Annotated in this window: 6 protein-coding genes; all 6 read right to left on the bottom strand. The window is 72.3% G+C overall.

Going from position 1 to position 7660, the window contains the following annotated elements; genetic code table 11:
* Positions 1-442: 442 nt before the first annotated feature.
* Positions 443-2224 carry a DNA repair protein RecN gene (gene recN, locus L6E10_RS19610; protein WP_236220920.1) on the bottom strand — a complete coding sequence of 594 codons (1782 nt, stop codon included), beginning with the start codon at positions 2222-2224 and terminating at the stop codon, positions 443-445.
* A gap of 80 nt (positions 2225-2304) precedes the next feature.
* On the bottom strand, positions 2305-3195 hold the full coding sequence (locus L6E10_RS19615) for an NAD kinase (protein WP_090101205.1): 891 nt from the start codon (positions 3193-3195) through the stop codon (positions 2305-2307).
* Complete coding sequence (locus tag L6E10_RS19620; RefSeq protein ID WP_236220921.1) at positions 3192-4004, bottom strand: TlyA family RNA methyltransferase; 813 nt, start codon at positions 4002-4004, stop codon at positions 3192-3194. The genes L6E10_RS19615 and L6E10_RS19620 overlap by 4 nt, the downstream gene beginning before the upstream one ends.
* 6 nt (positions 4005-4010) lie before the next feature.
* A complete protein-coding gene (locus L6E10_RS19625; protein ID WP_374237013.1) occupies positions 4011-4178 on the bottom strand; it encodes a hypothetical protein in 168 nt (55 codons plus the stop codon).
* Positions 4179-4182: 4 nt separating this feature from the next.
* Positions 4183-4977 (bottom strand): HAD-IIA family hydrolase, encoded by a 795-nt coding sequence (locus L6E10_RS19630; RefSeq protein WP_308102826.1) that lies wholly within the window; start codon positions 4975-4977, stop codon positions 4183-4185.
* Complete coding sequence (locus L6E10_RS19635; RefSeq protein ID WP_236220923.1) at positions 4974-7490, bottom strand: hypothetical protein; 2517 nt, start codon at positions 7488-7490, stop codon at positions 4974-4976. The genes L6E10_RS19630 and L6E10_RS19635 overlap by 4 nt, the downstream gene beginning before the upstream one ends.
* Between the last annotated feature and the right edge of the window lie 170 nt (positions 7491-7660).

The following is a 7660-nucleotide window of genomic DNA, read 5'->3' on the forward strand; positions in this document are numbered from 1 at the left end:
CGCTCCTGGTGCGACTGGTGACGGGACACCCCACCGGCCCCACCCCACAACGAACGCAACCGGCAGCCGCCCAACACAAACAGGCGTGCCATCAACCTGCCAACGGCGCGAGCCCCCGATCAGATTGCCGGGGGTCTGGGGGCAGCGCCCCCAGGGGGAAGCACGCAAGGCAACCAGGCCGCACGCCACAGGCGAACACAACCAGGCCGCACGCAACAGCGGAAACGCACCCAGGCCGCACCCACCACGGGGAACACGACAAGAGCCACCAGCACGGGGAACGCAACAGCCCACACCCACCAGGGAAAACACGACAGCCGCCAGTACCCCAGCAGCCCCACCCACACCCACCCACAAAAAAAGGGGAACGCATGCTGACGCAGGCGTCCCCCCTCTCCCAGGACCCCCCAAATCCCAACCTACTCAGGGGGTCCGACAAAACTCAGCCCTTCTTCTTCCTCCGCCGAACCACAGGAGCAGAAGACTTGTCGGACTTGGCCGCGGCCAGCAGTTCCTCGGCGTGGGCCCGCCCGGTGTCGGTGGAGTCCATCCCGGCCAGCATCCGAGCCAGCTCCACCACCCGCTGGGTCTCGTCCAGCTTCCGGACAGCCGACCGCGTGAACGTCCCGTCGGCGGACTTGTCCACCACGAGATGCCGATCGGCGAAGGCCGCGACCTGGGGCAGGTGCGTCACCACGATCACCTGGTGCGACCGGGCGAGCCGAGCCAGCCGCCGCCCGACCTCGACGGCGGCCCGTCCGCCGACTCCGGCGTCGACCTCGTCGAACACCAGCGTGGGCACCGGATCGGAGTGGGACAGCACCACCTCGAGCGCCAGCATCACCCGGGAGAGCTCACCGCCGGAAGCCCCCTTGTGCACGGGAAGAGCCGGTGCCCCGGGGTGGGAGATCAGCCGGAGCTCGACGTCGTCCACCCCCGACGCGCCGGCGTGCAGTACGGAGCGCCCGACGGTGAGAGCCTGCGCGTCCCCAGACTCGGCGTGCCGGGGCCGGACGGCGAGCTCCACCGAGGCGTGCGGCATCGCGAGCCCGTCGAGCTCTTCGGTGACGGCCTTCCCGAGTTCCAGCGCGGCCTCGACCCGAGCCGCCGTCACCTGAGCGGCGAGCGTCGCCAGCTCCGCGGCCAGCTCGTCACGGCGGGCCGCCAGGCCGGTGAGCGCTTCCTCGGACGTGTCCAGTCCGCCCAGCCGGGCGCGCGCCTGCTCGGCCCAGGCGATCACGCCGTCGACGTCGGCGGCGTACTTGCGGGTCAGCGCCTTCAGCTCGGCCTGGCGCTGCAGCACGGCCTCGAGGCGGCCGGGGTCGGCCTCCAGCTGGTCGAGGTAGCCGGAGATCTCGGCGCCGACGTCGGCCAGCAGCGTGGCCGCCTCGACGAGGCGCGGTTCCATCTCGCGCAGCTTCGGGTCCTCGGACGCGGACAGGCGGCGGGCGGCCTCGGAGATCAGGCCGAGCGCGCCGGGGTTGTCCGGGTCGCCCTCCAGGGAGCCGGACACCGCGAACTGCGCGCCCTGGGCCGCCTCGCGCAGCTGGTCGGCGTCGGCCAGGCGACGGGCCTCGTCGTGCAGCTCGATGTCCTCGCCGAGCTGCGGGGCGACCGCGTCGATCTCGGTCAGGCCGTGGCGCAGCAGGTCGGCCTCGCGGGCCAGTTCGCGGGAACGTTCGGTGCGTTCCTTGAGCTCGGCGGAGACGCGCAGCCACTCCTCGCGGACGGCCTGGTACGCGCGCAGGGGCTCGCCCACGTCGTCGCCGGCGAAGCGGTCCAGCACGGCGCGCTGCTCGGTGGGGCGCATGAGCCGCAGCTGGTCGTTCTGCCCGTGGACGGCGATCAGCTGCTCGGCCAGCTCGGACAGCACGCCGACCGGCACGGAGCGGCCGCCGACGTGTGCGCGGGAGCGGCCGTCGGCGCCGACGGTGCGGATCGCGATCAGCGAGCCGTCCTCGTCCGCCTCTCCGCCGACCTCCTCCGCCACCTTCGCGGCGGGACTGCCCGCCGGGGCCTGGAAGCGGCCCTCGACCACCGCCCTGTCCGCTCCGGTGCGCACGCGGGACGCCTCCGCCCGGCCACCGCCGAGCAGGTGCAACCCGGTCACGACCATGGTCTTGCCCGCACCCGTCTCACCCGTGACAACGGTGAACCCGGGGTCCAGTTCCAGGGTGGCCTCGTCGATCACGCCAAGGCCATTGATGCGCATCTCGGCCAGCACAGGGCGAACCTTACTTGTCGAGTCCGACATTTCCTCGCGGGCACCACAACGAGCCAGTGCCGACGCACCGAGCGGCGCGGTCAGCCTGCCGATGGTCCCCGCCAACCCTTCACCGGCAGGTCGAACTTCTCGACCAGCCGGTCCGTGAAGGGGGCATGGCGCAGCCGGACGACCTTGAGCGGCACCTCGCCCTCCACGATCTCGATCCGCGCGCCCGCGGGCAGCTCGAACGTGCGCCGCCCGTCCGCGGACAGCGCCGCCGGATGCCCGGTCGCCTCGATCTCAAACGCCACGTGCGACTTCGGCGACACGACCAGCGGCCGCGCGAACAGCGCGTGCGCGTTGCTCGGCACCACCAGGATCGCCTGCACGTCCGGCCACACGACAGGACCGCCGGCCGAGAACGCGTAGGCCGTGGAACCCGTCGGCGTCGCGCACAGCACGCCGTCGCAGCCGAACGCCGACACGGGCCGTCCGTCGACCTCGATGACGACCTCGAGGATGCGTTCGCGGATCAGCTTCTCGACGCTGATCTCGTTGAGCGCCCACGTCTTGACGACGACCTCGCCGTCGACCTTGGCGATGAGGTCGAGCGTCATGCGCTCTTCGACGAAGTAGTCGCGTTCCAGCACGTGACCCACGGCCTCGTGCAACGCGTCCGAGTCGGCTTCCGCGAGGAATCCGACGCGCCCCAGGTTCACGCCGAGCACCGGCACCCGCGCCGGGCGGGCGAGCTCGGCGCCGCGCAGCAGCGTGCCGTCACCGCCCAGCACCAGCACCAGCTCGGTGCCCTCGGCGGCGTGGTCGTCGGCGGGCACGACCTTGGTGCAGCACGACGGGCCGAGGTCACGCGCCTCGTCGTCGAGCACCCTCGTCGTGACGCCCCCGACCGCGAGGCGGCCGGCCACCTGACGGGCGAGATCGATGTTGCTCTGGTGGCCGGTGTGGACGACCAGCAGGACTTCCCTCATTGGGGCCCTTCTTCGACGGCGGTGCGCACCATCTCCGCGGCAGTGTCCGCCCCGTCCGGGGCGGGTCCTGCTTTGCGCAGCCAGAGGAAGTACTCGACGTTGCCGGACGGGCCGGGCAGCGGGCTCGCGACGACCCCGTGCACGGCCAGGCCGAGCTCGGCCGCCGCCCTGGTCACGTCGAGCACGGCTTCCGCGCGCAGCCCGGGGTCGCGCACGACGCCTCCGGAGCCGAGGCGCTCCTTGCCCACCTCGAACTGCGGCTTGACCATCGGCAGCAGATCGCCTTCCTCGTCGAGGCACGCGGCCAGTGCGGGGAGCACAAGCCTCAACGAGATAAACGAAAGATCGGCCACCACGAGTTCAACCGTGCCACCGATGTCCTCGGGCGTGAGGGTGCGGACGTTGGTCTTGTCCTTCACCACGACCCGGTCGTCGGTCTGCAGCTTCCAGTCGAGCAAACCCCTGCCGACGTCGGCCGCGACGACCTGCTTCGCGCCTCCGCGCAGCAGCACGTCGGTGAAACCGCCGGTGGACGCGCCGGCGTCGAGACAGCGCTTGCCGGTGGGGTCGATCTTGAACCGTTCGAGCGCGCCGATCAGCTTGTGCGCGCCCCGGGAAGCCCAGTGGGGATCGTTGTCGAGGTCCTTGACGACGACCGCGTCGGAGGTCTCCACGGCGGTCGCGGGCTTGGTCGCGACGGTGCCGCGCACCGTGACGCGGCCGTCCGCGACGAGTTGGCTGGCGTGCTCACGGGACCGGGCGAGCCCCCTGCGCACGAGTTCGGCGTCGAGCCGCACCCTGCGAGGCACTGTGCATCACACCTTGTCGATGCTCGACAGTGCGTCGGTGAGCGTGGCGTGCACGGCGTCGAACCGGGCAACGTGCTCCTCGAGGGCGACGTTCTCGAGCCCGTCGAGCCGCTCCAGCGCGCCTTCGATGGCGTCGGCCGGGTTGGGCGGCGGTCCGGGCAGGGGGTAGCTCACGGTCTTACGGTAGCCGATGCAGCACGGACAGGTCCGCGCCGACATACGTCGGTCGTCGCTCTTCCGGAAGCGCTTGCGCCTCCTCCTCCGTCGACACCCCCGTGAGCACGAGCAGCGAGTCCATCCCGGCGTTCACGGCGCCTAGGATGTCGGTGTCGAGGCGGTCTCCGACGACCAGCGGGCGGTGCGCGCCGAGGTCCTTCGCCGCCTGCTGCAGCAGCGGGGTGGCGGGCTTGCCGGCGACGAGGGGCTCCTGGCCGGTGGCGGTCTTCAGCGCCGCGACGAGGCTGCCGTTGCCGGGCAGGAGGCCGCGTTCGGTGGGCAGGGTGGCGTCGACGTTGCACGCCACCCACAGCGCACCGGCGCGGATGGCCACGGCGGCCTCGGCCAGCTCGCGCCAGCCGAGGTCCATGGACAGGCCCTGCAGGACCGCCACCGCGCCTTCGGCGGTGTCGGTCGGGATGAGTCCGCGCTTGAACACCTCGGCCTCGAGGGCCTGGGTGCCGAGCACGAGAACGGTGGACCGCTTGGGCAGGCGTTCGGCGAGCATCGCCGCGCCCGCCTGCGAGGAGGTGCTCACCTCGTCGACGCTCGTCTCGAACCCGAGCTCGACGAGGTGGTCGGCCACCGCCTGCGGAGAGCGTGAGGCGTTGTTGGTGACGTACCGGATCCCGACGCCCTTGCTCCTGGCCGCCGCGACGGCTTCGGCGGCACCGGGCACGGCTTCCGACCCGCGGTAGACGGTGCCGTCGAGATCGATCAGCAATGCGTCGTACCGGTCGACCAACGTCTCGCTCACTGCTCCGCGGTCTCCTCCTGGGTGAGCTCGAACGCGCGCTCGGCGGCGTCGGTCTCCCCTTCGTCGTCAGCCTCGGCGGCGTTGAGGAACCACTTGACCGCTTCCTCGGTGCGACCGGCCGCGGCCAGGTTGTCGGCGTAAGCGTAGAAGAGCCGCGCCGAGTAGGGCGTGCGCTGTCCCGGATCGAGGTCCGGACCCTGCAGCGCGACGACGGCCGCGTCGAGCTGACCCATGTCACGACGAGCGCCGGCCGCGACGATCCGCAGCTCGATCTCGTCCTCCTGGCTCAGCTCCTTGGCCGACGGGTCCTTGGCGAGGTCGATGGCCCGCTCGGGACGCCCGAGCGCCCGCTCGCAGTCGGCCATGATCGCCAGGTGGCCCGGCCCGGCCATCATCCGGCGCGCGGCGCGCAGCTCGCTGAGCGCCTCGGCCCACTCGTCCGCGAAGTAGGCGGTGAGACCCGCCGCTTCCCGCACGACACCGACGCGAGCGGCCTTGCTCCGCGCGTACCGCGCGTGCTCGAGCGCCAGCTCCGGCTCCTCGTCGATCAGCAGCCCGGCCGCGGCCAGGTGCTTGCCGACGAGCTCCGCGAGGCCCTTGGGCAGGCTGCGCAGCTCGGCCTTGATCTCCGGGTCGAGCAGCGACAGGTCGGCTTCCTCGGGCAGCTCGGGCCGTCCGCCACGGGGCGCGGGCGCCTCGTCGCGCTGCTCGTCGCCGGCCTCGGCGTCCGCCGCACGGACCTCGTCCGAAGCCTCGGCGGCCTCGGCGGCCTGGTCGGCCTCGTCGTTTCCGGCCGCGGGCACGTCGCCGGCCTCGCGGTCCTCGGTGACGGCCTCGTCCTCGGCGACCTCGTCCGCGTCGCTGCCGGCAGCGACCGCGGTCTCGGCCACAGCCTCACGACCGGCCGCGGCGCGCGTGGCCGCGGCACCGTCGCCCAGGCGGTAGCCGGAACGCTCGGCGGCCGGCTTCACCTCGGCAGCGGCGCCCTCGGCCCCGGCGCTGTCCTGACCGGTGCTGTCCTGGTCGGCGATGCGGTCCTGGAACCGCGCCGCGCGCTCACGGCTGCGCTCGTCACGACGGTCGTCGCGCTGCGGAGCCGAGCGCTCGTCGTTGCGGTAGCCGCCCCGGTCGCCGGAGTCGCTCTTGCGGTAACCGCCGCGGTCGCCGGAACCCTGGCCGCGGTGGCCGCCACGGTCGGCCGAGTCGTCCTTGCGGTAGCCGCCGCGATCGTTCGAACGGTCCCCGCGGTACCCACCGCGGTCACCCGACTCGCTCTTGCGGTAGCCGCCCCGGTCGCTCGAACCCTGGCCCCGGTAGCCACCACGATCGCCCGAGTCGTCCTTGCGGTAGCCGGGACGGTCACCCGAACCCTGGCCGCGGTAGCCGGGACGGTCACCCGAGTCGCTCTTCCGGAATCCACCGCGGTCACCACCGCGGTCGCTGGACCGGTCGCCGCGGTACCCACCGCGATCACCGGAGTCGTCCTTGCGGAACCCGCCGCGCTCGCCCGAGCGCTCGCCGCGGTAGCCGCCACGATCGCCGGAGTCGCTCTTGCGGTAGCCGCCCCGGTCGCTCGAACCCTGGCCGCGGTAGCCGCCCCGGTCACCCGAGTCGTCCTTGCGGTAGCCGCCGCGGTCGCTCGAACGGTCGCCGCGGTACCCACCGCGGTCACCGGACTCGTCACGGCGGAAGCCGCCCCGGTCACCGGAGTCGCTCTTGCGGTACCCGCCGCGCTCGCTCGAGTCGTCGCGACGGAACCCGCCACGGTCGCTGGACCGGTCACCCCGGTAGCCACCGCGCTCGCCGGAGTCGCTCTTGCGGTAGCCGCCTCGGTCGCCACCGGAGCGGAAGCCGCCACGGTCACCCGAGTCGTCCTTGCGGTAACCAGGACGGTCACCCGACTCGCTCTTGCGGTACCCACCGCGGTCGTTCGAGTCGTCCTTGCGGTAGCCGGGACGGTCACCCGAGCCCTGGCCGCGGTACCCGCCCCGGTCACCCGAGTCGTTCTTGCGGTAGCCACCGCGCTCGCCGGAACCCTGGCCCCGGTAGCCACCACGGTCGCCTGAGTCGTCCTTGCGGAAGCCGGGACGGTCGCTGCGGAAACCGCTGCGCTCACCGGACCCCTGCCCGCGGTAGCCGCCGCGGTCACCACCGGAGCGCTCGCCCCGGTAGCCGCCACGGTCACCGGAGCCACCACGGTCGCTCGAACGGTCGCCGCGGTATCCACCGCGGTCGCCGGAGTCGTCCCTGCGGTAGCCGCCGCGGTCGCCGGAGTCGTCCCTGCGGTAGCCGCCGCGGTCACCGGAACTCTGACCGCGATAGCCACCGCGGTCGCTCGAGCCGGCGCGGTTGTCTCGACGGTCACCGCTGTTGGTGCGGTCGCCGGAGCCTTCACCACGCTGGGAGTTGTTGCTGAACTTCCGATCGCCTGCTGGACGGCCACCCTCGGAACGGCGCGGTCGGTCTCCCTGGCCACGCTGACGGTCGCCGGGACGATCCCCGAACCTGGACACCTGATTCCTCCTATGGACACGCTGAAAGGGGCTTGTGAGCGAGCACTGTTGTTGTGCCCCGCAATCACAAGCCCCTTCAGGGAAGAAGTTCGGCGGCGACCTACTCTCCCACACCGTAACCAGTGCAGTACCATCGGCGCAGAAGGGCTTAACTACCGGGTTCGGAATGG

The sequence above is a fragment of the Lentzea sp. CC55 genome, from assembly GCF_021056325.1.
GTDB classification, from domain to species: domain Bacteria; phylum Actinomycetota; class Actinomycetes; order Mycobacteriales; family Pseudonocardiaceae; genus Lentzea; species Lentzea jiangxiensis.

What these genes read in the sequence shown, in the direction of transcription:
- L6E10_RS19615 (WP_090101205.1), bottom strand. Translation starts at nt 3,195, where the DNA reads ATGAGGGAAGTCCTGCTGGTCGTCCACACCGGCCACCAGAGCAACATC.